Annotated in this window: 24 protein-coding genes; 15 read left to right on the forward strand and 9 right to left on the reverse strand. The window is 70.3% G+C overall.

Features of this window, described 5'->3' with window-relative positions; translation table 11 throughout:
- Positions 1 to 53: 53 nt before the first annotated feature.
- Entirely contained in the window at positions 54 to 461 is a 408-nt protein-coding gene (locus tag ACS5PV_RS06480) for an ArsR/SmtB family transcription factor (protein ID WP_455394525.1), read from the forward strand.
- 22 nt (positions 462 to 483) lie between these two features.
- On the opposite strand, the gene ACS5PV_RS06485 is transcribed toward ACS5PV_RS06480, so the two are convergent.
- Entirely contained in the window at positions 484 to 741 is a 258-nt protein-coding gene (locus ACS5PV_RS06485; protein WP_455394526.1) for a hypothetical protein, read from the reverse strand.
- A gap of 182 nt (positions 742 to 923) precedes the next feature.
- Here ACS5PV_RS06485 and ACS5PV_RS06490 point away from each other — a divergent pair, with 182 nt between their 5' ends.
- From ACS5PV_RS06490 to ACS5PV_RS06500, 3 genes are all read left to right on the forward strand, one after another.
- Positions 924 to 1,184: a hypothetical protein gene (locus tag ACS5PV_RS06490; protein ID WP_455394527.1), complete on the forward strand. Its 261-nt coding sequence runs from the start codon at positions 924 to 926 to the stop codon at positions 1,182 to 1,184.
- A gap of 156 nt (positions 1,185 to 1,340) precedes the next feature.
- Complete coding sequence (ppk2, locus tag ACS5PV_RS06495) at positions 1,341 to 2,261, forward strand: polyphosphate kinase 2 (protein ID WP_455394528.1); 921 nt, start codon at positions 1,341 to 1,343, stop codon at positions 2,259 to 2,261.
- Positions 2,262 to 2,268: 7 nt separating this feature from the next.
- Entirely contained in the window at positions 2,269 to 3,753 is a 1,485-nt protein-coding gene (locus tag ACS5PV_RS06500; RefSeq protein ID WP_455394529.1) for a carbohydrate porin, read from the forward strand.
- Positions 3,754 to 3,877: 124 nt separating this feature from the next.
- Here the strand turns inward: ACS5PV_RS06500 and ACS5PV_RS06505 are convergent, their stop codons facing one another.
- Positions 3,878 to 4,804 carry a transporter gene (locus ACS5PV_RS06505; protein WP_455394530.1) on the reverse strand — a complete coding sequence of 309 codons (927 nt, stop codon included), beginning with the start codon at positions 4,802 to 4,804 and terminating at the stop codon, positions 3,878 to 3,880.
- Between the two features lie 468 nt (positions 4,805 to 5,272).
- A complete protein-coding gene (locus tag ACS5PV_RS06510) occupies positions 5,273 to 5,662 on the reverse strand; it encodes a DUF3775 domain-containing protein (RefSeq protein ID WP_093570281.1) in 390 nt (129 codons plus the stop codon).
- A 135-nt stretch (positions 5,663 to 5,797) separates the two neighbouring features.
- Between ACS5PV_RS06510 and ACS5PV_RS06515 the strand changes: the two genes are divergently transcribed.
- Positions 5,798 to 6,547, forward strand: coding sequence for a sulfate transporter family protein (locus ACS5PV_RS06515; protein WP_455394531.1), 750 nt, complete (start codon positions 5,798 to 5,800; stop codon positions 6,545 to 6,547).
- A gap of 21 nt (positions 6,548 to 6,568) precedes the next feature.
- Here the strand turns inward: ACS5PV_RS06515 and ACS5PV_RS06520 are convergent, their stop codons facing one another.
- Positions 6,569 to 6,964, reverse strand: a complete 396-nt coding sequence (locus ACS5PV_RS06520; RefSeq protein ID WP_455394532.1) for a DUF2306 domain-containing protein — start codon at positions 6,962 to 6,964, stop codon at positions 6,569 to 6,571.
- A gap of 98 nt (positions 6,965 to 7,062) precedes the next feature.
- On the opposite strand from ACS5PV_RS06520, the gene ACS5PV_RS06525 reads away from it, so the two are divergent.
- The 6 genes from ACS5PV_RS06525 (at position 7,063) to ACS5PV_RS06550 (ending at position 13,600) form a co-directional block, all read left to right on the forward strand.
- Entirely contained in the window at positions 7,063 to 7,608 is a 546-nt protein-coding gene (locus ACS5PV_RS06525; protein WP_455394533.1) for a TetR/AcrR family transcriptional regulator, read from the forward strand.
- Between the two features lie 151 nt (positions 7,609 to 7,759).
- On the forward strand, positions 7,760 to 9,382 hold the full coding sequence (locus ACS5PV_RS06530) for an ABC transporter substrate-binding protein (RefSeq protein WP_455394534.1): 1,623 nt from the start codon (positions 7,760 to 7,762) through the stop codon (positions 9,380 to 9,382).
- 289 nt (positions 9,383 to 9,671) lie between these two features.
- Positions 9,672 to 10,625, forward strand: coding sequence for an ABC transporter permease (locus ACS5PV_RS06535; protein ID WP_455394535.1), 954 nt, complete (start codon positions 9,672 to 9,674; stop codon positions 10,623 to 10,625).
- 4 nt (positions 10,626 to 10,629) lie between these two features.
- Positions 10,630 to 11,541 carry an ABC transporter permease gene (locus tag ACS5PV_RS06540; protein WP_455394536.1) on the forward strand — a complete coding sequence of 304 codons (912 nt, stop codon included), beginning with the start codon at positions 10,630 to 10,632 and terminating at the stop codon, positions 11,539 to 11,541.
- A complete protein-coding gene (locus ACS5PV_RS06545; RefSeq protein WP_455394537.1) occupies positions 11,538 to 12,578 on the forward strand; it encodes an ABC transporter ATP-binding protein in 1,041 nt (346 codons plus the stop codon). The genes ACS5PV_RS06540 and ACS5PV_RS06545 overlap by 4 nt, the downstream gene beginning before the upstream one ends.
- An 8-nt stretch (positions 12,579 to 12,586) precedes the next feature.
- Positions 12,587 to 13,600 (forward strand): ABC transporter ATP-binding protein, encoded by a 1,014-nt coding sequence (locus ACS5PV_RS06550; RefSeq protein ID WP_455394538.1) that lies wholly within the window; start codon positions 12,587 to 12,589, stop codon positions 13,598 to 13,600.
- A gap of 202 nt (positions 13,601 to 13,802) precedes the next feature.
- Here ACS5PV_RS06550 and ACS5PV_RS06555 read toward each other — a convergent pair whose 3' ends face one another.
- Complete coding sequence (locus tag ACS5PV_RS06555) at positions 13,803 to 14,246, reverse strand: hypothetical protein (protein WP_455394539.1); 444 nt, start codon at positions 14,244 to 14,246, stop codon at positions 13,803 to 13,805.
- Between the two features lie 309 nt (positions 14,247 to 14,555).
- Between ACS5PV_RS06555 and ACS5PV_RS06560 the strand changes: the two genes are divergently transcribed.
- Positions 14,556 to 14,882, forward strand: a complete 327-nt coding sequence (locus tag ACS5PV_RS06560) for a (2Fe-2S) ferredoxin domain-containing protein (protein WP_455394540.1) — start codon at positions 14,556 to 14,558, stop codon at positions 14,880 to 14,882.
- A complete protein-coding gene (locus ACS5PV_RS06565; protein WP_455394541.1) occupies positions 14,879 to 15,937 on the forward strand; it encodes a lysylphosphatidylglycerol synthase domain-containing protein in 1,059 nt (352 codons plus the stop codon). Before ACS5PV_RS06560 ends, ACS5PV_RS06565 begins: the two co-directional genes overlap by 4 nt.
- Here the strand turns inward: ACS5PV_RS06565 and ACS5PV_RS06570 are convergent.
- Positions 15,934 to 16,491: an ankyrin repeat domain-containing protein gene (locus ACS5PV_RS06570; protein WP_455394542.1), complete on the reverse strand. Its 558-nt coding sequence runs from the start codon at positions 16,489 to 16,491 to the stop codon at positions 15,934 to 15,936. The genes ACS5PV_RS06565 and ACS5PV_RS06570 overlap by 4 nt on opposite strands.
- Before the next feature lie 269 nt (positions 16,492 to 16,760).
- Between ACS5PV_RS06570 and ACS5PV_RS06575 the strand changes: the two genes are divergently transcribed.
- Positions 16,761 to 19,073: an EAL domain-containing protein gene (locus ACS5PV_RS06575; RefSeq protein WP_455394543.1), complete on the forward strand. Its 2,313-nt coding sequence runs from the start codon at positions 16,761 to 16,763 to the stop codon at positions 19,071 to 19,073.
- Between the two features lie 106 nt (positions 19,074 to 19,179).
- A complete protein-coding gene (locus ACS5PV_RS06580) occupies positions 19,180 to 20,805 on the forward strand; it encodes an alpha-D-glucose phosphate-specific phosphoglucomutase (protein ID WP_455394544.1) in 1,626 nt (541 codons plus the stop codon).
- Between the two features lie 62 nt (positions 20,806 to 20,867).
- On the opposite strand, the gene ACS5PV_RS06585 is transcribed toward ACS5PV_RS06580, so the two are convergent.
- Genes ACS5PV_RS06585 through ACS5PV_RS06595 form a run of 3 tightly spaced genes read right to left on the reverse strand, consistent with a single transcriptional unit; the run spans position 20,868 to position 23,955 of the window.
- Positions 20,868 to 21,692 (reverse strand): carbohydrate ABC transporter permease, encoded by an 825-nt coding sequence (locus ACS5PV_RS06585; protein ID WP_455394545.1) that lies wholly within the window; start codon positions 21,690 to 21,692, stop codon positions 20,868 to 20,870.
- Positions 21,689 to 22,618, reverse strand: a complete 930-nt coding sequence (locus ACS5PV_RS06590) for a carbohydrate ABC transporter permease (RefSeq protein ID WP_455394546.1) — start codon at positions 22,616 to 22,618, stop codon at positions 21,689 to 21,691. The genes ACS5PV_RS06585 and ACS5PV_RS06590 overlap by 4 nt, the downstream gene beginning before the upstream one ends.
- Positions 22,618 to 23,955 (reverse strand): ABC transporter substrate-binding protein, encoded by a 1,338-nt coding sequence (locus tag ACS5PV_RS06595; RefSeq protein WP_455394547.1) that lies wholly within the window; start codon positions 23,953 to 23,955, stop codon positions 22,618 to 22,620. The genes ACS5PV_RS06590 and ACS5PV_RS06595 overlap by 1 nt, the downstream gene beginning before the upstream one ends.
- Between the last annotated feature and the right edge of the window lie 541 nt (positions 23,956 to 24,496).

The following is a 24,496-nucleotide window of genomic DNA, read 5'->3' on the forward strand; positions in this document are numbered from 1 at the left end:
GAGTTGCCCTCTTTTTAACGGTTCGAATTTCGATGGCAATAGAAGCTCGGCCAATGCTCGATGAAGCCGGCGCCCTCGCGGCCCTCACCGCCCTGGCGCAGGAGACCCGGCTGCGCGCGATGCGGACCCTGCTGCACGCCTATCCGGACGGGATCCCGGCCGGGCGCCTCGCCGCGGCGGCCGGCTGCGCCCCCTCGACCCTGACCTTTCACCTCCGGCAGTTGCAGGAGGCCGGCCTCGTCGCCTCGCGCCGCCAAGGCGCGTCGATGATCTACTCGGCGTGCCCGCTCAGCCTCGGCAGCCTGACCGATTACCTGACGCAGGCCTGCTGCGGCGGCCGGCCGGAGGCCTGCCTGCCGGTTCCGGCCCCAAGTGGCGACGCGGTGGTGCCGCAGCCCGGGCCGGCGGCGAACGATGTCGCGCGGAGCGTCAAAGCCCCGGCCGGCAAATGTCGGCCCTGACCCGAGACCCGCGCGGCCATCGTCAGTAGCGGTAGTACGACCGGCGCTCTTCGCGGTAGCGCATGGCGCGGTAGGGCCGGTCGTCGCCCCAGCGGTCCATCCGGCGCTCCGCGTTGCGGCGCCAGCCATGCGCCGGAGCCCAGGCCGGCGGGCCGCCGCGGACCTCGCCGTAGCCGCCGCGGGCCCAGGGCGGGTCTGCCCGCGCCGCGCTCGTGCCGCCGAACAGCCCGGTCGCCGCGACCATGGCAGTGAAGGCAAGGGGAAGGATGGTCCTGCGCATCGGCACATCTCCAATCGTTTCGATCGGGATCAGCAACGGCCCAGTCCCAAAAACCGTTCCGTACCTTCCAGCGCGATGACGAAAGCTTTTCTTTTACGCTTCGCTCCCACGGGAGCATCATCGGGCGCGGAACCACTTCACGGGAGAGCTCGTTTCTGCGGTCTCTCGAACAGGAGACAGCGATGAAGCGGATCACGATCGCCCTGCTGGCCGCCACGACCGTCGCAGGCGGCGCGCTGGCGGCCGAGCAGACCGGCGCCTCGGCACGCTCCCCCGGGCACGAGATGCAGGACCGCGGCAGCGTCAAGGGAAGCCCCGGCGCCTCCGGCTACGCCCCGGGCCACGAGATGAAGTCCGACACGACCGGGACCACCTCGCGCGGGACCGCCTCGCAGATGAACGACACCAAGTCCGGCGCCGCAGGGTCGACGACCCGACGCTGACGCGACCGAAAGGTTCGCCCGACCCCGCGGCGGCGCCTCCGGCGCCGCCGTTCCGACCTCCGGCTCGCGTCGCGCGGTCGCCGGCTCTTCTCATCAGTGTCACGGACCGCTGCTGTAAGGCGGGATCGCGAGATCGGTGTGAGGAAGGGATCGGCCATGAGCGAGTTCGAGGTGCCGCAGCCGGCGGCCACGATCGAGGCCTTGCGGCGCGAGATCGCGGAGGCCTACGACGAGGAGCTGGAACTCGAGATCGAGGAGGAGCGCCTCGCCGGCCTGATGCCGCCGCCGGAGGGCGCGGCGCCGGGGCTCGACCGCCGGCTGTACTTCCGCGAGCTCCTGCGCCTCCAGCACGAGCTGGTGCGGCTCCAGGACTGGGTCCAGACCGAGAAGCTGAAGGTCGTGGTCCTGTTCGAGGGCCGCGATTCTGCCGGAAAGGGCGGGGTCATCAAGCGCATCACCCAGCGCCTCAACCCGCGGGTCTGCCGCGTCGCCGCCCTCCCCGCCCCGAGCGAGCGCGAGCGCGGCCAATGGTACTTCCAGCGCTACGTCAGTCACCTGCCGACCGGCGGCGAGATGGTGCTGTTCGATCGCTCCTGGTACAACCGCGCCGGCGTCGAGCGCGTCATGGGCTTCTGCTCGGAGGCCGAGGTGGAGGAGTTCTTCCGCTCGGTGCCGGAGTTCGAGCGCATGCTGGTCCGGTCGGGCATCATCCTGGTGAAGTACTGGTTCTCGATCACCGACGCCGAGCAGGCCTACCGCTTCGAGATGCGCATCCGCGATCCGCTCAAGCAGTGGAAGCTCAGCCCGATGGACGTCGAGTCGCGCCGGCGCTGGGAGAGCTACACCCGGGCGAAGGAAGACATGCTGGCCCGCACCCACATCGACGAGGCGCCGTGGTGGGTGGTCGACGCGGTCGACAAGCAGCGCGCCCGCCTCAACTGCATCAGCCACCTCCTGGCGCAGGTGCCCTACGGCACGGTCGAGCGGCCGCCCGTCCACCTGCCCGCGCGGGTGCGCAACCCCGACTACGTCCGCGGCCCGATCCCGGCCGAGATGTACGTGCCGGCGCGGTACTGACCCGGGCATGGGCGGGGTCCTGCGCGCGGTGCCGCTCGCCGCCTTCGTCCCGGCCCTCGTCCTGGTCTCCGCCGGGGCCGCCGCGCAGCAGACCCCGCGGCTCACCGTGGTCCCGCCGGCCTGGCCGCTCACCGGCGCCGGCGGCGACCCGCAGACCGCCATCGCCCAGGCCCGCACCTCCGACCAGGTCTCGGTGACGATCGGCGGCTCGATCCAGTCGTCGCTCGGCCCCTACGGCGACCCGTCCGGCCTGCGCGCGGCTCTCGCCGAGCGCGGGATCACCTATACGATCACGTATATCGGCGAGGCGCTGGCCAACCTGCGCGGCGGGCTCAAGCGCGGCGCCACCTATGGCGGGCGCCTCGACACCTCCCTCGACGTCGATCTCGACCGGCTCGCCGGCTGGACCGGCGCGAAGTTCCACACCGACTTCTTCCAGATCCACGGCCACGGGATGTCGCGCTCCTACGTCGACAACCTGACGACGGTGAGCGGCATCGAGGCCCTGCCGGCGACGCGGCTGTTCGAGCTGTGGCTGGAGCAGAGCCTGCTTGACGACACGCTCTCGATCAAGGTGGGCCAGGTCTCGGCCGATACCGAGTTCGCCATCGCCCAGTCGGCTGTGGTGTTCTTCAATGCCGGCTTCGGCTGGCCCAATATCGGTGCCGTCGTGCTGCCGAGCGGCGGGCCGATCTACCCGCTCGCCACCCCGGCGGTACGGGTGAAATACGTGCCCGACCCGCACCTGTCGTTCCAGGGCGCGATCTTCAACGGCGACCCGGCGGGATCGAGGCGGGGCGACGACACCGATCCGCAGCGGATCAACCGCACCGGCACCAGCTTCCGGGTCAACGACCCGGCCCTGCTGATCGGCGAGGTCGCCTACGCGTACACGCTCGACCTCTGGGGCGAGAACCTACACGGCACCGCGACGCTAGGCGGCTGGCAGCATTTCGGCGGCTTCGACAGCCCGCGCCTCGACAGCGTCTCCGGCCGGCTGCTGGCCGACCCGGAGGCGAGCGGCATCGCCCGGCGCTACCGCGGCGACCGCGGCGTCTACGGCATCATCGACCAGACGCTCTACCGTGAGCCCGACACCGAGGACGAGGGCGCCAGCGCCTTCCTGCGGCTGTCGAAGGTGCCGGGCGACCGCAACCTGATCGATCTCTACGTCGACGGCGGCATCGCCTACAAAGGCCTTCTGCCCGGCCGGCCCAACGACACCACGGCGCTCGGGGTGATCTACTCGCGCATCAGCCCCGCCGCCCGCGCCTTCGACCGCGACAGCATCCGGTTCGGCCAGAGCGCCGGCCCGATCCGCAGCAGCGAGGTGGTGATCGAGGCGACCTACCAGGCCGAGGTGCTGCCGGGATTCACCCTCCAGCCGGACCTGCAAGTCGTCATGCGCCCGGGCGGCGGGCTCGCCGACGACCGGGGACGCCGCCTCAAGAACGCGACCGTGATGGGGCTGCGGGCGACGATCAACTATTGAGCGGAGTTCGCGAAAGTGGTTGCCGGTTCCGTAGAGGTATCTGCCAAAAAAATAACGTGGGCGTACGATGCGTTGGCCTGCCAATGCAGGTCTTGCTTCTCGTGACCCGAGATCGTCCGGGCGTTCAGAACGCCTTCACGACGCGGAAGATCGCGCCGAGGTCCTGCTTGAAACCGCCGACGGCGCGCAGGTCGTGGTTGAGTTCCAGGGCGACCTGGAGCGTCGGGTCGATGGCGTAGCCGGCATGGACGCGGACGCGTTGGATCTCGGTGCGCGCGCCAGTCAGGACGCCGCCGAGCCTCTGCTCGCCGCCCCAGGTGCCGGTATAGCCGACCGACGTGGTGAAGGCCGGGCTCCAGCGCCAGTTCGCCCAGGCCTGGAACCGGTGCGTCGTTGTCTGGGTCAGCAGGAGATTGCCCGGAAAGGCCCGGTCGTTGTCGCCGTAGAACTGGGCGTCGTAGGAGAGGTCGACGCTGAACTGCTCGCCGACGCCCTGCTGCAGGCCGAACTGCGCCGCGCCGCGCACCCGGTTGTCGCCCAGGCTGAAGGGTGCGCGCGGATCGTAGCTTCCGGTCGGCGGATTGAGGAAGCCGACGGCGATCACGGCGATCTTCGACGCCGGGTTGATGTAGGGCCAGACGAACGCCGAGAGCGTGATGTTCTGCGTCCCGAAGGCACCCTCCAGCCGCTGGCCGCCGATGCGCGCGTCCTGCAGGCTGCCGAAGGGCTGGAGCACCTGCACCCCGCCCAGCAACCCCGCGACCTCGGCGTAGTGGACCAGGCGGGCGACGCCGATATGGGTCTCGAGCCCCGAATCGCGGAAGGTCGGCCCCCGCGCGATGCTGAAATCGGTGTTGTGGCCGTAAGCGTAGTAGCCGAGCGCCAGGTTCGTCCCGGCCGGCAGCGGCGTGAACTCGTAGGGCATGATCTCCTGCGCCGATGCCGGCGCGGATCGCAGGACCGCCGCGACGGCGAGAAGCGCCAGGTACAGCCCGATCCGGAGGCGCGCCGGTCCCCAGGCGCCTGCGATCCGCCACGGCACTGTCGTCATGTCGTCTTCCTCGAATCCTCGCGAGCGCGTGCACCCTGCGCGACGGCGGTCGACGCCGCGCCTGCTCCAGGGAACGGCTGCTCCCATCCGCGCACGACCCGTCGGACCGGGCGTGGCGGTGTCGTCGACAGCTGTGATGAAGGACGGACCGGCGTCGCCAGATCCTCTGTCGATCTTCTTGGCATGCCCCAAGGGCGATTCGCAAGATCGACTTGCGAAAGGCACGGCGAAATCGGACTGGAGTGTCGCGATGACTTGTATCGGGGCCGGCCGACGCGGTGTGCGGCTCGCGGCGTCTTACCGGCCCCGGCCGGGTTGCGCCGCCGGAAGGCCGGCATCATCCGGGCTGCTGTCTTCGCGCTAGTCCGGTCCCGCGGGACCGGACCCGGCCAATTCCGGTGGGAATCACTCGTCGCAGGCCTCTCCGGCCGGCTCGACGATGGTCGAACCGGAGGGCGTCGCGGTCCCCTACACCTCGGAATTCAGCCCCAGGGCCGCCAGCCCCTCGTCGAGCAGGTCGCCGACATTGGGGATTCCCAGCAGGTAATCGGCGGTGCGGGTGCCGGCAGCCTCGCGCTCGCGGGCGAGGCGGACGGCGTCGGGAAACTCCTCCGGCTCCATGTCGCCGCGGCCGACGAACAGGATCGCCACCAGTTCGGCCCGCTCGTCGTCGTTGAGGCCGGCGATCATCTCGCGCAGTTCCTCCTCGGTCGCGTCGTCGGTGCCGTCGACCAGCACGTCGCGGGCGCCGTCGTCGATCGGGTTCGAGCCGGAATCGGGATCGCTCAATCCCTCCTTCACGTCGAGGGCCCGGGCCCGCAGGATGAACTCACTGACCTTATCAACCGCGATGTCCATCGGTCGAACCTCCTTGATGACGCGCACGCGACGTTTGGTGCAGCCTCAACCCGCGAGGTGCGGCGCGGTTCGCCTCTGGACGGCGAGGCGGTTCGGCATCAAGTGAGCGGCGGCGCGTCCACCTCCGAGGTCCCGATGCTCATCAACGCCGCCTTCGCGGCCCTGCGGCAGGTTTTCTCCCGCCCGCTGCGCGCGATCCTGTGGAAGTCGCTCGGCCTCACGGTCGGGCTTCTCGCCCTGATCTGGTTCGTCCTCAGCAAGGGCATCGCGGCGCTCATCGCCGCCCACCCGATCTCGACCGACTACGCGATGGTCAACGCCGTGGCGTCGTTCCTCGCCGGGGCCGGGCTGTTCGTCGGCCTCGCCTACATCCTGCCGCCGGTCTCGATCCTGGTGGCGGGCTACTTCCTGGACGACGCCGCCGCGATCGTCGAGCGCACCGACTTCCCGGACGAGGTGCCGGGCCGGGCGATGCCGTTCACCCAGGCGATGCTCTACACCGTGCGGTTCGCGGGCCTCGCGCTCGCCGTCAACCTCGCCGCCCTGGCGCTGCTGCTCGTGCCGGGCATCAACGTCGCGGCGTTCTTCCTTGCCAACACCTACCTGCTGGGGCGCGAGTATTTCGAGCTCGCCGCCGCCCGGTTCCGGCCGTTGCAGGAAGCCGGCGCCATGCGGCGCTTCCACACCCCGACCGTGATGCTCGCCGGCGCCCTGCTCGCCGGGCTGATGCTGGTGCCGGTCCTCAACCTCGTCACGCCGCTCTTCGGCATCGCCCTGATGGTCCACGTCCACAAGGGCTTGAGCCGCGACCGGCTGCTGATGCCGCCGGCCAACCGCCCGCCGGTGGCGATGGACCGCGACCGGCTCGGCGCGGGCCGGCGCTGAGGCGGGGGCGCATCCCCGCCCTCACCCGAACACCACGTGCCCCATGATCCGACCGGGCAGCAGGGTGAACAATCCGGTCAGCACCAGCGCCCCGAGATAGAGCCCGATCATCGCCCAGCGGTGGGCCCTGATGTTCCCCCGCCGTGCGTAGACGACCGCCCGCACCAGGCCGGCGAGGGTGAGCACCGACAGGAGGTGGATCCAGCTGAACGGCCCGACCTGGCGCAGGCCGGCGATTCCGAACGAACTCAGCGCCACCACCGCCATCGACCCTGCCCAGATCCGGCCGATCAGCCGGTGCCGCCCGCCGCCGCGCCGCAGGCCGAACTGCAAGGCCCCGAGCACCAGGGCGGCAAGGGCCGCGGCGGCGTGGACCTGGATCACCGGCGAGGCCTGGAGGAGCGGCTGCAAGGTCATGGCGGACGCGTCCCGCGGGGTACGCGCCGTCCGCCGCAGGTTGCGGCCCCGCCCGTCGCGCGTATGTTGACAGGCGCAACATACGGAGCATGTGGGCATTGTCAACATCTGAGGATGGCGGCGCCTATCACCACGGCGACCTGCGGCGCAGCCTGATCGCGGCCGCGCGCGAGCTGCTGCGGGCCGGCGGGGTCGAGGCGGTGACGCTGCGCGAGGCGGCGCGGCTCGCCGGCGTGTCGCACAACGCGCCCTACCGCCACTTCGCCAGCCGCGAGGCGCTGCTCGCCGCCCTGGCGACGGACGGATTCCAGTCGTTGCGTCGGGCGCTCGAAGAGGCGGGCGGCGCGGCCGAGCCGGCTGGCCGGCTCGTCGCCCTCGGCCGGGCCTACCTTCTCTTCGCCGACCGCGACCGCGCGACCTTCCGGCTGATGTTCGGCGGCGTGGTCGAGCCTGCGGGCCATCCTAAGCTTATGGAGGCGTCCGCCGCCGCCTTCGGCGCGCTGCGGAACGTGGTGGCGGAGCGCGAGCCCTCGGAGCGTGCCGAGCGCGAGGCGCTGCGGGCCTGGGCCCTGGTGCACGGCCTCGCCCACCTCGTCGCCGACCGGCAGATCGACGCCGCGAAGGCCGCGGCTTGCCTGGCGTGACGGGAATTTGGTCGGGATCGTTCGCCTTCGAATGAGGCAGCCCGGAATTTAGGCATTGGCGCTGCCCGAAAACCGTGCGCCGCCGCCCGGAACCAATTGGCAAGTCTCTTGCAGACCTCACCTCGTCACTCACCGACGGGGATTGCCCACGATGCCGCTGCCCACCCGCCTGCCCTTGCGCCCGCTCGGGCGGACCCTGTCCGGTCTCGCCCTCGCCCTCGCGCTGGTGGGGCCTGCGAGCGCCCAGGGCGTGCTGCGCATCGGCATGACCGCCTCCGACATCCCGCTCACCACCGGCCAGTCGGACAACGGCGGCGAGGGCATGCGCTTCACCGGCTACACGGTGTACGACGCGCTCATCAACTGGGACCTCAGCCGGGCCGACAAGGCCTCCGACCTGACCCCCGGCCTCGCCACCTCCTGGAAGGTCGACCCCGCCGACAAGACCCGCTGGATCTTCACGCTCCGGCCCGGCGTCACCTTCCACGACGGCTCGGCCTTCGACGCCGCCGCGGTGGTGTGGAACCTCGACAAGCTCCTGAAGTCGGACAGCCCACAATTCGACCCGCGCCAGTCGGCGCAGGGCCGCACCCGCATCCCGGCCGTCGCCTCGTACCGGGCGGTCGATCCGATGACGCTGGAGATCGTCACCAAGACCCCGGACGCCACCTTCCCCTACCAGCTCGCCTGGATCCTGATGTCGTCCCCCGCCAACTGGGAGAAGCAGGGCAAGAGCTGGGACGCGGTGGCGAAATCCCCCTCCGGCACCGGCCCGTGGAAGGTGACGGGCTTCGTGCCGCGCGAGCGCCTGGAGCTGGTGCCGAACAAGGAGTACTGGGACAAGGGCCGGGTGCCGAAGCTCGATCGTATGGTCCTGGTCCCGCTGCCCGAGGCCAATGCCCGTGTCGCGGCGCTCCGCTCCGGCCAGGTCGACTGGATCGAGGCGCCGGCCCCGGACGCGGTCGCCTCGCTGAAGGCGGCGGGCTTTGCCCTCGTCACCAACCTCTACCCGCACAACTGGACCTGGCACCTGTCGCGAGCCGAGGGCTCGCCGTGGAACGACGTCCGCGTGCGCAAGGCCGCGAACCTCGCCATCGACCGCGAGGGCCTGAAGGAATTCCTCGGCGGCCTCGCCACCCCGGCCGAGGGCTTCCTCACCCCCGGCCATCCCTGGTTCGGCAAGCCCACCTTCAAGGTCGGCTACGATCCGGAAGCGGCCAAGAAGCTCCTGAAGGAGGCCGGCTACGGCCCGAGCAAGCCGCTCACCACCAAGGTGCTGATCTCGGCCTCCGGCTCGGGCCAGATGCAGCCGCTGCCGATGAACGAGTTCCTGCAGCAGAACCTGGCGGAAGTCGGCATCAAGGTCGACTACGAGGTCGTGGAGTGGAACACGCTCATCAACATCTGGCGTGCCGGCTCGAAGTCCGACTCTGCGCGGGGCGGTACCGCGATGAACTACTCCTACCTGATCCAGGACCCGTTCACCGCCTTCATCCGCCACGCCCAATGCAACCTGGCGCCGCCGAACGGCACCAACTGGGGCTATTACTGCGATCCGGCGATGGACAAGCTGTTCGACGAGGTCCGCACCACCTTCGAGCCGAAGGACCAGGTCGCGGTCTTGCAGAAGATCCACGAGAAGTTCGTCGATGACGCCCTGTTCCTGATGGTCACCCACGACGTCAACCCGCGGGCGATGAGCAAGAAGGTGCAGGGCTTCGTCCAGGCCCAGAGCTGGTTCCAGGATTTCTCGCCGATCACCATGGCGAAGTGACCTGAAACCCGCTCGCTTCGCGTGACGGGACTGACCCCCTCCGGGTCATCCCGGGGCCGCGAAGCGGAACCCGGGATCCATAGCCGCCGACGGTGCAAGATCGGGCTGAACGCGCTCCGCCTCATCCGGCCGCGTCGGCGGTTATGGATCCCGGGTTCTCGCCTCCGGCGAGCCCCGGGATGACACGGAGGGTGTCACATCCCTCGGGCGGACTTTGTGACATCCCGCCCGGCCACGGCCGGGCGGACCCACGACCCCGACAACCGGCGCCGCCCAGGATCCTCTCCCCATGATCCTCTTCATCCTTAAGCGCATCGGCTACGCCGCCCCGGTCGCCCTCGGCGTCAGCCTGGTGTGCTTCCTCCTCGTCCACCTCGCTCCCGGCGATCCCTTGAGCGCGATCCTGCCGGTGGACGCCACCGCCGAGATGCAGGCGCAGATGCGCGCGGCCTACGGCTTCGACAAGCCGCTGCCGGTGCAGTACGGCCTGTGGCTCTGGAAGGTGCTGCACGGCGACCTCGGCACCTCGATCGCCACCGGCCGCCCGGTCCTGGCGGAGGTCGGCCGCGCCGTCGGCAACAGCCTGATCCTCGCCTCCATGGCGACGCTGATCGGCTTCACCTTCGGCACCTTCTTCGGCTTCGTCGCCGGCTATGCTCGCGATTCCTGGCTCGACCGGGTGGCCTCGGCCATCGCGGTGTTCGGGGTCAGCGTGCCGCATTACTGGCTCGGCATCGTGATGGTGATCGTGTTCTCGGCGACGCTGGGCTGGCTGCCGCCGACGGGAGCGGGGCCGCAAGGCTCGGGCAACTGGTTCCCGGACCTCGAGCACCTGCGCTACATCCTGCTCCCGGCCATCACCATGTCGGTGATCCCGATGGGGGTGATCTCCCGCACCGTCCGGGCGCTCGTCGGCGACATCCTGCACCAGGATTTCGTCCAGGCCCTGCGCGCAAAGGGCCTGTCGGAATTCGGCGTCTTCCGCCACGTGGTGAAGAACGCCGCGCCCACCGCCATCGCCATCATGGGGTTGCAGCTCGGCTACCTGCTCGGCGGCTCGATCCTGATCGAGACCGTGTTCGCCTGGCCCGGCACCGGATTCCTGCTCAACGCCGCGATCTTCCAGCGCGACCTGCCGCTGCTCCAGGGCACGATCCTGGTCCTGGCGATGTTCTTCGTCACCCTCAACCTCCTGGTCGACGTGGTGCAGACCGCCCTCGACCCCCGCATCGAGAGGGCCTGACCCGATGTCGATCCAGACGTCCCTCACGGGCGATCCCGTCGCGGCGGTGGCCGCGCCCGAGATCCCGGTCGTCGCCTCCCGCGGCTACTGGGGCAGCGTCCTGCGGCGCCTCGCCCGCGATCCGGTCGCGATGGCCGCCGGCTTCGTCATCCTGGCAATCGTGCTCGCGGCGATCTTCGCGCCGCTGATCGCCCCGATGGACCCGTTCAAGGGCTCGATGGTCCGGCGTTTGCGCCACGTCGGGGACGCCACCTACTGGCTCGGCTCGGACGAGCTCGGCCGCGACATGCTCACACGGCTCCTCTACGCCGGTCGCCTGTCGCTGTTCATGGGCGTGCTGCCGGTCGTCATCGCGTTCTTCGTCGGATCGGGCCTCGGCATCCTGGCGGGCTATGCCGGCGGCTGGGTCAACACGCTCATCATGCGCGTGGTCGACGTGTTCTTCGCCTTTCCCTCGGTGCTGCTCGCCATCGCGCTGTCGGGCGCGCTCGGGGCCGGCATCCTGAACTCGATCGTGTCGCTCACCGTCGTGTTCGTGCCCCAGATCACCCGCGTCGCCGAGAGCGTCACGGTGCAGATCCGCAACCGCGACTACGTCGAGGCGGCCCGCGTCTCGGGCGCCAAACCGTTCACGGTGGTGCGGGTGCAGGTGCTCGGCAACGTGCTGGGTCCCGTCTTCGTCTACGCCACCAGCCTGATCTCGGTCTCGATGATCCTCGCCTCGGGCCTGTCCTTCCTCGGCCTCGGCGTGAAGCCGCCGGAGCCGGAATGGGGATTGATGCTGAACACGCTGCGCACCGCGATCTACGTCAACCCGGTCGTGGCCGCGCTTCCCGGCGTGATGATCTTCCTGACCTCGATCTCCTTCAACCTGCTCTCGGACGGCCTGCGCTCGGCCATGGAGGTGCGCCAGTGACCGAGCTCGATCCCCGCGACCGCGGCGGTCCCGCGCAGCCGCTGCTGACCGTCGACGGCCTGGTGAAGCACTTTCCCGGCAAGGGCGGCCTGTTCGGCAAGGGCCCCGCGGTGCGCGCCGTCGACGGCGTCGATTTCTCCGTCATGAAGGGCGAAACCCTCGGCGTCGTCGGCGAATCCGGCTGCGGCAAGTCGACGACGGCGCGCCTCCTGATGCAGATTGCCAAGCAGGACAAGGGCGACATCGTCTTCGACGGCGAATTGCTCGGCTCCCGCGCCCTCGACCTGAAGGCCTATCGCCGCCAGGTGCAGATGGTCTTCCAGGATTCCTACGCCTCGCTCAACCCGCGGCTCACGGTCGAGGAATCGGTGGCCTTCGGCCCACGGGCGCACGGGCTGTCGGCGGCGGCGGCGCTCGCCCGCGCCCACGACCTCCTGCGCCGGGTCGGCCTGGAGCCGCGGCGCTTCGGCGGGCGCTACCCGCACGAGGTCTCGGGCGGCCAGCGCCAGCGGGTCAACATCGCCCGCGCCCTGGCGCTGGAGCCGCGGCTCCTCATCCTCGACGAGGCGGTCTCGGCCCTCGACAAGTCGGTGGAGGCGCAGGTGCTCAACCTGCTCACCGACCTCAAGCAGGAATTCGGCCTGACCTACATCTTCATCTCGCACGATCTCAACGTCGTGCGCTTCATGTCCGACCGGGTGATGGTGATGTATCTCGGCCGGATCGCCGAGATCGGCCCGTCCGACGCGATCCTCGGGGCGCCGCGCCACCCCTACACGGCGGCCCTGCTCGCCTCCCAGCCCTCGACCGATCCGGACGCCCGGCTGGTGGAAGCGCCGCTGACCGGCGATCCGCCCAACCCGATCAACCCGCCCCCGGGCTGCCGCTTCCACACCCGCTGCCAGTTCGCCGCCGAGGTCTGCCGCACCCGCGAGCCCGGCCTCGACCCGGTGGCACCCGCCCACCTCGCCGCCTGCCACATGGCGTCGGCCGGCTCCGGCCACCCGAAGGCCCCCGATGTCCCGCTGGCAGCGTGAGGCAGACGATGAACGCACCCCTGCGCAATCCCGAGACCGCCTCCTCCGAGGCCCTGATCGAGGTCCGCGACCTCACGGTCGATTTCCTGGGCGGCAGAAAGCCGGTCCGGGCCGTCGGCGGGGTCGATTTCTCCATCCGCGCCGGCGAGGCCCTGGCGCTCCTCGGCGAATCGGGCTCCGGCAAGTCCGTGACCCTGCGGGCTTTGATGCGGCTCCTGCCGGAATCGCGCACCCGCATCGGCGGGCACTTGCGCGTCGACGGTCACGACGTGCTGAACCTGAAGCCGAAGGCGCTCTCGGCCTATCGCGGCGGCACCGTCGCGATGATCTTCCAGGATCCGGGCCTCGCCCTCGATCCGGTCTACCGCATCGGCGACCAGATCGCCGAGGCGGTGGTGCGCCACGAGGGCGTCTCGCGCTCAGCCGGGCGGGCCCGGGCGCTCGAATTGTTCGAGCGCGTCCACATCCCCTCTCCGGCCCGGCGCCTCGACGCCTACCCGCACGAATTGTCCGGCGGCATGCGCCAGCGGGCGATGATCGCTCTGGCGCTCGCCTGTCGGCCGAAGGTGCTGCTCGCCGACGAGCCGACGACCGCGCTCGACGCCACGGTGCAGATCCAGATCCTGCTCCTCCTGCGCGAGTTGCAGCGCGACCTCGGCCTCGCGGTGATCTTCGTCACCCACGACGTCGGCGTGGCGGTGCAGGTCGCCGACCGGGTGGCGGTGATGTATGGCGGCCACCTCGTCGAGGTGGGCGCGAGCGGCGCGGTGGTCGGCACCCCGGCCCACCCCTACACCCGGGGACTGCTCGCCTCCCGCATCACCCCGGATTCGCCGAAGGGGGTGCGGCTCGCCACCATCCCCGGCTCGCCCCCCGACCTCGCCGACCCGCCCCCGGGCTGCCCGTTCGAGCCCCGCTGCGGCCTCGTCGTCCCGGCCTGCCGGGAGGGGTTGCCGGCGCGGGTGGCAGTGGGGCCGGGGCACGCGGCGCGGTGCGTTCGGGTCGGTGAAGCGGGGGCTTGACGGATCAGGTGCGAGTCGACCTGCCCGGTTCGCCGAGCGCGAGCTCGACCTGCCGCACGGCCGGGAGCACAGCTTGACGTCCCGACCGCTGCCTCATCCCGCTTTGGCGGGTGGAACGACCAAGCCCCGGTTCGATTTGTCGATACTGGGACCCGGTCTGGCTCAGGCAGCGCCTCCGAGTGCATTCGAAAGCGCCGCGATCTCACAGCGCCGAGGCCTGTGCGCCCATGCAGGAGGCGTAGCCGCTATGGCCGGCCTGCGAGACGTTCGGCCGGTCCGAGCGCATCGCCGTCAGGTGCGCGTCGCAACGGTGCTTCTGGGGCGCCGGGCCGGCCTCGGCGCGGACGTCGTTCCGGGTGGCGCAGGCGCCGTAGCCGCTGTGGCCTGCCTGCGAAACGTTCGGCCGGTCGGAGCGCATCATCGCCAGCTCGGCGTCGCACCGATGCTTGGCCGCGGCGGGACCGGCATCAACCTGCAGGTTGTGCCTGGCCGCGCAGGCGCCGTAGCCGCTGTGGCCTGCCTGCGAGACGTTCGGCCGGTCCGAGCGCATCGCCACGAGATCGGCGTCGCATGGTCCGGCCGAAGCCGCCGCGCTCATGACGAGAAATGCGCCGCAGGCGGCCAGGCTCACCAGAATCGTCTTCATCGTTCCCCCACTTCTGCATCGACGCGCGAATCTTCGGGCGGACAGGCAGCACCGCAACGGTGACTTGCTTCTATTGTCATGAATTTCGATGCCCGAACATGTTAGTTCCTGAAAAGATTGCTTTTCAAATATTCTTGATGCTTAGTCTGAAGGGATTAGGTTACAGCATGCCGCCGCCGAGGCGCCGATCCGGAACTGCGGGCGGCCGGACGCCGCGTCATGCCGCGTTGCGCCCGCGCCGCCCCGAGGTTAACCCCGGCGACGCGGCGGCGGGCCCGCTTCGCATGTAGGACGGGAGATCGGGACGCGGTGAGCAAGGCCGAGGTGACGAAACGCGGACCCGCCAAAGCGGCGACCGCCCCCTTCGCCGAGATCGTGATGGTGTGCGCCAAGTGCGCCAAGCGGCAGGGGGTGGGCGCCAAGGCGGTCCGGGGCGGGCTGAAGCGCGCCCTCAAGGCGGATCACCGCGGCCGCAAGGTGCGGGTGGTCGAGACCGGCTGCCTCGGCCTGTGCCCGAAGCGCAGCCTGACGCTCGCCACCGCCGGCTCCCTCGGCGTAGGGAAACTCCTGGTGCTCGATCCGGCCCTCGAACCCGCGGCGATGCTGGACGCCCTGCTGCCGGGCAAGGCGCCGTGACGGCGGCGCGGGCCACGACGTCCCCGGGCCTCGGTCGCCGCCTGCTGCGGCGGGTGCCGTTGATCGGCGCCGCCATCGGCGTGGTGCTGGCGCTCTGGCTCGTCGCCGCCAACGACGTCGGCGCGGTGGCCGACGCCTTCGGGCGCGTCGGCATCCTCGGCATCCTCGCGGTGGTGGGGGTGCGCGTCGCGATCGTCGGGCTTTGCGGGCTCGCCTGGGCCCGGACCCTCACGGGTCTCGCCGCGGTCACGGCCGGGCCGTTCGTGCTGCTGCGCTTCGTGCGCGAGGGGGTCAACGTCCTCCTGCCCGTCGCCTCGGTCGGCGGCGAGGTCTTGGGCGCGCGGCTCCTCACCTTCTGGGGCGTCACGGGGGCCGCGAGCGCCGCCGGCATCCTGGTCGACATGTTCTTCCAGGTCGTCACCCAGGCGCTGTTCGCGCTGACCGGCGTCGTGCTCCTCTCGCAACTCGAGGGCGAGCAGGCCGCGACGCTGGCCGCCTGGTGCGCCAAGGGGCTCGCTTTGAGCGGCGTCGTCCTCGCCGCGTTCTTCGCCGTGCAGCGCTACGGCGGCGCCGCCTTCATCGAGCGACGGGTGGCGATGCTCGCCCGCCGCTTCGCCACGGAGGGCGGGACGGCGCCGGCCGGCGGCGGCGTGCAGGCTGCCCTCGACGCGGTCTGGGACCGCCGGCGCTGGCTGCCCCTCGGCCAAGGCTTCCTGCTCCACCTCGCCGCCTGGTTCCTCGGCGCCCTGGAGATCTGGATCGCCCTGCAATGCATCGGCATCCAGGGCGTGACCCTCGCCGAGGCGGTGGTGCTCGAATCCTTGAGCCAGGCGATCAAGTCCGCCGCCTTCCCGGTCCCGAGCGGGCTCGGCGTGCAGGAGGGCGGCTTCGTGCTCCTCGGCAGCCTGTTCGGCATCGACCCCCACACCGCGCTCGCGCTCTCGCTGGTCAAGCGGGTGCCGGACGTGGTGCTGGGCCTGCCGGCGCTGATGGCCTGGCAGACGATCGAGGCGCGGCGCGGGCTGATGGTGAAGCCGGTGCCGCCGGCGGTCTAGCTTCCCTCGGCGACCGACCGGGCCAGCACCTCCGGGGTGTCGGGAGCACTCATCGCGCGGGCGGCACTCTCGGCGGTGTGGCCGCTCGCGTCCTTGCGGGCCGGGTCCGCGCCGCGGGCGAGCAGCGCCTCGACCATCTCAACGCGGTTGAACATCGCCGCCGTCATCAGGGCGGTGCGCCCGTCCGGCCCGGCGCCGTCGATCGCGGCCCCGCCGTCGAGGAGGGCCAGCACCGCCGGCATCGCGCCCTTGAACGCCGCCGCGGCGAGCGGGGTCTGGCCGCGGTCGTTGGCGATCTCCGGATCGGCCCCGTGCGCCATCAGCGCTGCCACCGTCTCGACGTGGCCGTGATAGGCCGCGAGCATCAGCAGCGTGTCGCCCTTGTCGTTGCGCAAGTTGGGCGGCAGGCCCATGCCCAGCAACTCGCGAAGCTCCGCGTGGTGGCCGAGGCGGGCATATTGGAACACCCGGCCCGCGAAGGCGATCGTGTCCTCGTCCAGAGCCGGCCGCGCCGGGGCGCCCGTGTCCTCGTCCTGCATCGTGCTTCGATCCATTCTCGCGTCGGTTCTCTCCGGCGGCGGATATCGGGTCCGGGGGTCGTCCGCCAAGGGGGTGGCCTCCGGTGCGGGCCGCCCCACGGCGCCGGCCGTCGTTAGGGCGACATTCACTACGCGCAGTAGAATCGTTTGTAAAAGCCAAGCAACGACATGGATGTTCACTCGCAGCGGTGCACCTGATACGCCACAAAGCGCCAGGCCGAGAGAAGCAAGTCGTGACCGCCCTCTACAATTGCATAACTGACAATCACGATCTCAAGCTGGTTATGCTCGCAGCAGTTGTGTGCAACCTCGCTGCGGCGACCAGCCTGGCACTGCTCGATCATGCCCGCATCAATGCCGGCCGGGAGCGCCGCCTGTGGCTCGCCACCGCCGCCCTGGCGGGCGGGACCGGAATCTGGGCGACGCATTTCATCGCCATGCTGGCCTTCTCCCCCGGCATTCCCTCGGCCTACGACCTCGGGCTCACCGGGCTGTCCCTGCTGATCGGCATCGGCATGGCGGCGGCGGGATTCTGGATCGCCCTGCGGCCCGGCCTGCCCGGGGCGGCCTGGCTCGGCGGCGCGCAGATCGGCCTCGGCGTCGGCGCCATGCACTTCACCGGCATGGCGGCCTTCGAGGTCGCCGGCCGCATCGTCTGGGATCCCGGCCTCGTCGTCGTCTCGCTCGCGGCGGGCGCGGGCCTCGGCAGCCTGGCGCTCGCCACCACCCTGCGGGCCGGATCCGTCGGGGTGAAGCTCGCCGGGGCCGGCCTGATGGTGGCGGGCATCTGCGGCCTGCACTTCACCGCGATGAGCGCCGCGGCGATCGTGCCGGATCCGTCGGTGGCGGTGTCGGGCACGGCGGTGCCGGCGGCGATCCTCGCGGTGGCGGTGGCGCTCGCCAGCGTCACGATCCTGCTTCTCGCCTTCGCCGGGCTGTGGCTGCACCTGCGCGACGAGCGCCGCTCGGTGCTCGAGGGCGACCGGATGCGGGGGCTCGCCAACGCCGCCGCCGAGGGGCTGGTGGTCTGCGACGGCGACCGGATCGTCACCGTCAACGACAGCTTCGCCGACCTCGTCGGCCTCACCCCCGAGGGTCTGAGCGGGGCGGCTCTGTCGGGCATCCTCGCCGAGCCGGCCGCGAGCGAGGCCGTGGAGGCGCCAGAGGCGCAGCTGCGCCGCCACGACGGCGGCCTGGTGCCGGTCGAGGTGATCCGCCGCGTCATCGACTTCGCCGGTCGTCCGCACGCCGCGCTGGCGGTGCGCGACCTGCGGGCGCGCAAGCGCGCCGAGGCGCGGATCGCCTATCTCGCCCATCACGACGCCCTGACGGGCGCGCCGAACCGCACCAGCTTCAACGCCCGGCTGGCGCAGGAGCTCGCGCTGGCCCAGGCCGCCGGCCGGCCCCTCGCTGTGCTCTGCGCCGATCTCGATCGGTTCAAGGAGGTCAACGACCTGTTCGGCCACGCCGCCGGCGACGGCCTGCTGCGCGCGGTCTGCGCGGCGATCACCGCCGTGCTCGGGCGCGGCCAGATGCTGGCGCGGCTCGGCGGCGACGAGTTCGCCGTGCTGGCGCCGAACCTCGACGCGGCCGGCGCCGAGGCGCTCGGCGAGGCGATCCTGGGCGCGCTCCGCCAGGCCGAGACCGGGCCCGCCGGGGTGATCGCGGCGGCGAGCCTCGGCATCGCGCTGTTTCCCCATGACGGCGTCGACGCCGAGACCCTGATGATCCAGGCCGACACCGCCCTCTACCGCGCCAAGCAGGAGGGCCGCGGCCGCCTGCGCTTCTACGAGGCGCGGATGGGGGTGCAGGTCCGCGAGCGGCGCCAGATCGAGCACGACCTGCGCCACGCCGTCGAGCGGGCTGAGTTCCGGGTCGTGTACCAGCCCCAGACCCGCATCGATACCGGCGAGGCGGTCGGATTCGAGGCGCTGCTGCGTTGGCATCATCCCGAGCGCGGCATCGTCCCGCCCGACCTGTTCATCCCGATCTCCGAGGAGACCGGCAGCATCCTCGGGATCGGCGAGTGGGTCCTGCGCGAGACCTGCCGCGAGGCTGCATCGTGGGAGAAGCCCCTGCGCATCGCCGTGAACGTCTCGGCGGTGCAGCTCCACGCCCCCGGCTTCGCGGAGCTGGTGCACGAGGTGCTGTTCACCACCGGCCTCAGCCCCGCCCGCCTCGAACTCGAGATCACCGAGACCGCGCTGATCCGCGACCTGCCGCGGGCGCTCGCGACCTTGCGGCGGGTCAAGGCGATGGGTGTGCGGATCGCGATGGACGATTTCGGCACCGGCTACTCGTCGCTGTCGAACCTGCGCGCCTTCCCGTTCGACAAGATCAAGATCGATTCCTCCTTCACCCGCTCGGTCGATACGAGCGAGCAGGCCGCCACGATCGTGCGCACGGTCCTGGGCCTCGGCCGCGGCCTCGGGCTGCCGGTGCTCGCCGAGGGCGTCGAGACCTCAGCCGAGCTGGCGTTCCTGGGCGCCGAGGCCTGCCACGAGGCGCAAGGCTACCTGTTCGGCCGCCCGGCCCCGATCGACGCCTTCCGCCACCTCACCACCGGCCGGCCGCGCGGCGCGGAGGAGGCGGCGTGAATCGGTCCGCGCGGGCTGGCACGCGGCGGCGCGAGGCGGCATAAGCCGAAGCTGAGGGGCCGGCCGGCAACGGACGGCCCTACCGCCTCCACCGAGACGAGACTCCATGACCGTCAAGGCCGTCCCCACGCAGCCCTTTCCCGACCAGAAGCCCGGCACCTCGGGCCTGCGCAAGAAGGTCCCGGTCTTCCGCCAGCCCGGCTACGTCGAGAACTTCGTCCAGGCGATCGTCGACTGCCTGCCCGACCGGGCGGGCACGACCCTGGTGGTCGGCGGCGACGGGCGCTTCCTCAACCGCGAGGTGGTGCAGACGACCCTGAAGATCGCGGCGGCGAACGGCTTCTCGCGCATCCTCGTCGGTCGAGGCGGCCTGCTCTCGACGCCGGCCGCCTCCTGCGTGATCCGCAAGTACGGCGCGATCGGCGGCGTGGTGCTCTCGGCGAGCCACAATCCCGGCGGCCCCGAGGGTGATTTCGGCATCAAGTTCAACGCCCGCAACGGCGGTCCTGCGCCCGAGCCGGTGACCGAGGCGATCTTCGCCCGCACCAAGGCGATCACCGAGTACCGCATCGTCGAGGCCCCCGACATCGACCTCGACGCGCTCGGCGACGTACACTTGGGTGACGCCACCGTCACGGTGATCGATCCGGTGGCGGATTACGCCGCCTTGATGGAGACGCTGATCGACTTCTCCGCCATCAAGGCCCTGTTCGCCTCCGGCTTCCGGATGCGGTTCGACGCGATGAGCGCCGTGACCGGCCCCTACGCCAAGGAGATCCTGGAGCGGCGCCTCGGCGCCCCAGCCGGCACGGTGGTCAACGCCGAGCCCCTGCCCGATTTCGGCGGCCACCACCCGGACCCGAACCCGGTCCACGCCCACGACCTGATGGCGCTGATGACCGGCCCCGACGCGCCCGATTTCGGCGCCGCCTCCGACGGCGACGGCGACCGCAACATGATCGTCGCCCCCCACCTCTTCGTCACCCCGAGCGACAGCCTGGCGATCCTCGCCGCCCACGCCCATCTCGCGCCGGGTTACAAGGACGGGCTGGCGGGCGTCGCCCGCTCGATGCCGACGAGCCGCGCCGCCGACCGGGTCGCGGCGCGCCTGGGCGTTCCCGCCTTCGAGACCCCGACCGGCTGGAAGTTCTTCGGCAACCTGCTCGATGCCGGACGGATCACCCTGTGCGGCGAGGAGAGCGCCGGCACCGGCTCGAACCACGTGCGCGAGAAGGACGGGCTGTGGGCGGTGCTGCTCTGGCTCAACCTGCTCGCCGCGACGGGCAAGCCCGCCGACCAGGTGGTGCGCGACCACTGGGGAGCCTTCGGCCGCGACTACTACGCCCGCCACGACTACGAGGAGGTGGAGAGCGCCGCCGCCGAGGGGCTGATGAGCGCGCTTCGCGAGAAGCTCGCCGGGCTGCCGGGGCAGCGCATCGGAGACCTCACCGTCGAGGCGGCGGACGACTTCGCCTATACCGACCCGGTCGACGGCTCGGTAACCGCGCGCCAGGGCGTGCGGATCCTGTTCCGCGAGGATGCCCGGGTGGTCTTTCGCCTGTCGGGCACCGGCACCGTCGGGGCGACCCTGCGGGTCTACCTCGAGCGCTTCTCGAAGGACCGGCTGGACGCGCCGACCGCCGAGATGCTGGCCCCCGTCGTGGCGGCGGCCGAGGCGATCGCGGGGATCGTGCAGCACACCGGGCGGACCGAGCCGTCGGTCGTGACGTGACGGACCGCAGGCGCCGCGCTCCGGCACGGCGCCTGCGGCCGCAAAACGTCTCGGGGAACGCGCTATCCTCCCTTCACCGCGCCGGCCGTCAGCCCGGCGACGATCTGGCGCTGGGCGAACACCGTGAGCACCAGGACCGGCAGCGTCACGATCAGCGCCGCGGCCGCGAGCGGCCCCCAGCTCAGCTGGTCGAACGAGATCATGTTGTAGACCGCCACCGGCAGGGTGCGGGTCTCGCGCCCGGCGAGCACGATGCCGAAGACGAAGTTGTTCCAGGAAAAAATCACCGCCAGGATCATCGCCACCGCGATGCCGGGCTTGGCGATCGGCAGCGCGACGTAGCGAAACACCTGCCAGCGGCTCGCGCCGTCGATGACGGCGGCCTCCTCCAGCTCCAGCGGCGTGGTCTCGAAGTAGCCGATCATGATCCAGATCACGATCGGCACCGTGACGACGAGGTGGATGATGATCTGCGGCCACAAGGTGCCGAGCAACCCGAGCCACTGGAACAGCAGGAAGAGCGGGATCAGGTAGGACAGGCCGGGCGTGATCCGCGCGACCAGGATCACGACGGCCGCCTTGGCGGCCTTCATCCGGGCGATACCGTAGCCCGCCGGCACCCCGACGAGGAGCGCGAGACCCGTGGCGGTGCCGGTGACCAGCAGGCTGTTGAGGAAGTAGGTCGAGAACCGGTTCGATTCGAGCACGTCGAGGTAGTTCTTCCAGGCGAAGCGCTCGGGGATCAGGATCGGCGGATAGGCGGCGTTGTCGATCTCGTACTTGACCGAGAGCGACAGCATCCAGACGAAGAACAGGATCACCGGCGAGACGATCACCAGGACGGCGAAGAGCAGGGCGGCCTGCTTGAGGAGCCAGCGGACGTTCACGCGACGGCCCCCTGCGTACGCTTGCGGACCACCAGCAGGGCGGCGGCGAGCGCAATGATGAGGAGGAAGAACACCACGGCGATCGCCGAGCCGTAGCCGACGTCGTAATAGGCGAAGGCGACGCTGTAGAGGTAGATGTTGATCGTCTCGGACGCCGTCCCCGGTCCCCCCTGGGTGATCGCGAAGATGATGTCGAAGCTCTTCACCGCGTCGATCATCCGGATCATCGCGGCGACGAACAGGAACGGCGCCACCAGCGGCAGGGTGATGTGGCGAAACACCTGCCAGAGCGAGGCGCCGTCGATCTGCGCGCTCTCGTAGGGCTCGGTCGGCAGGGCCGCGAGGCCGCCGAGCACGATCAGCATCACGAGCGGGGTCCACTGCCAGGTCTCGACCAGCACCAGCGACGGGATCACGGTCGCCGGGTGGAACACCCAGAGCTGGGGCGGGATGCCGACGAGGGACAGCAGGTAGTTCAGCACCCCGAGCTGGGGGTGGAACATCATGGTCCAGACGAGCGCGATGGCGACCGGGGTCGCCATCATCGGCAGGATGAACACGCCGCGCAGGAAGCCGCGCAGCGGGAACCTGGCGTGGAACACGCAGGCCGCGAGCGTGCCGAGGATGAGCGGCAGCACCACCGAGAGCGCGGTGTAGACCAGCGTCTGCCACACCGCGTCGAGGAAGCGCGGATCGGTGGGCAGCCGCGCGTAGTTCGACAGGCCGACGAAGGCCGGGTCGGCCCCGACCTTCCACTCGTGCAGGCTCATCCACAGGGTGAAGGCCCAGGGAAAGACGATCACCCCGACGACGACGACGAGCGCCGGCACCACGAAGGGCCAGTAGCCCGGCGGGCGCCAGCGGGCCGCCGGCGCCTCATCGGGCGCCAGCTCGACGGTCGACGGCGCGAGGCCGGCCCGGGCCATCAGGCCTTCTCGCTGCGCTCGAGGATCGGGCGGTACTGCTCGGCCGCCTTCTTCAACTCGGCCGCCGGGTCGGCCCCCGACAGGGTGGCGGTCACGGCCGACCCGACGATGTCGCGGAACTCCGCCACCGGCACCACGACGGGCAAGCCGAGCTTGCTGATCTTCGACGAGCCGATCACCGAGTCGAGCCACTCGCGCGGCATCTTCACGCCCTGCTGCACCTCGGCGTCGCTGAGGATCGAATCGCGGAACGGCACGCCGCCGCCGGCCTGGAGCAGGCGGCCGCCCATGATCTTCGAGACCGCCCACTGGCAGTAGAGGTAGCCGGCCTCCTTCTTGGCGCTCGCCGCCGTCACGCCGATGCCGTCGCCGTAGGTGGCCGAGGCGTGGTCCTTGGGGCCCTTCGGCACCACCGCGTAGCCGACCTTGCCGACGACGCGCGAAGCGTTGGGATCTTCGAGCGGCGGCGCCCAGCCGACGCCGTCGAGCCACATCGCCGCCCGCCCCTGCGTGAAGGCCGCCATCGACTCCATCCAGTTGAAGCCGACGACGCCGGGGGGTGCGGTCTTGGTGAGCAGGCGCTGGTAGAGCTTCGTCGCCTCGACCGCCTCCGGGCCGTCGATCAGCAGGTTGCCCTTGTCGTCGAGGAAGCGGCCGCCATAGGCGAGGAAGAACGCGCCCCATAGCGCCATATTGGCGTTGCGCAAGCCCCGGCCGACGAAGCCGTAGGTGCCGGCCTTCGGGTCGGTCAGCGTCTCGGCCGCCCGCATCATGTCGTCGAAGGTCTCGGGATACGCGACGTTCTTCTTCTGGAACAGCTCCTTGTTCCAGTACAGGATGAAGTAGTCGACCGACATCGGCAGCGAGCGCATCTCGCCCTTCGGCGTCTTGGCGTATTGCAGGCCCGCCGCGCTGAAATCGGCCTCGCGCAGGGCCGGATCGGTCAGGTTCGGGTCCTTGAGGTAGTCCGACAGGTCGGCGAGCCAGCCGGCCTTGTCGAACTGGCGCTTCTGCACGTGGTAGCTCAGGTGCACCACGTCGAAGCTCGGCCGGCCCGAGGTCAGCTCGATGACGATCTTCTGGCGCTGCTGCTGCTCGGGGATGACCTCCGAGTTGACCTTGATCCCGGTCAGCGCCGTGAACTCGGCGGCGTGGCGCTGGAGCAGGTCGCCGCGCGGCCCCTTGATCAGGTTGACCTCGAGGGTGGTGCCGGCGTGGCGCTTCCAGTCGACGGCCGCGAAGGCCGGGCGCGCGCCGAACAGCCCGAGGCCCGCCGCGGCGGCGCCGGATGCCAGGATGCGGCGGCGGGTCGGCCCGCCGCGAGAGAACTCGCCCATCGTTTCCACCCTTACATAATACCCGGATCTGGCGCCCGGGCTTCGTCGAGGCGGGGCCGGTTCTCCGGTCCCCGTCGTGCCGCTCCACCAATGGCATCGCGAAGCGGCAGCGCTGCCGCTTGAGCGTAGTGCAAGAGGCGCAGTGGTGGGAAGCGGCTCGCCACGGCGACCCCGGAAAAATCCGAGGGCGAGCACCGGGCCGAAAGCCGATGAAAATCACGACTGAGAAGCGATGGCGATCCGATCCGGATATGTCTAATTGCACTGGCGGGAGCGAAATCACAGCTCCCTGATTGGACAATCATAGACTATCTTCAAGCGTATTCCGCAGCGATGGCGATCATAGTTGCACTGTATGACAAATATTTTCGGCAAATCTTGCCTATATGCTCGTAGTACACTGATTTTTGGCAGTGTTTCCTAATTAATTAGGTCATTTTCCCTCTTATACGGTGCATTTTTGAATTTTTTAATGCATTATGAGTTATTTTTTATCAAAAATATCATAAATTATGTTGATAAATTTAACTATTTTGCTGAT

The organism is Methylobacterium sp. Gmos1 (assembly GCF_053764715.1).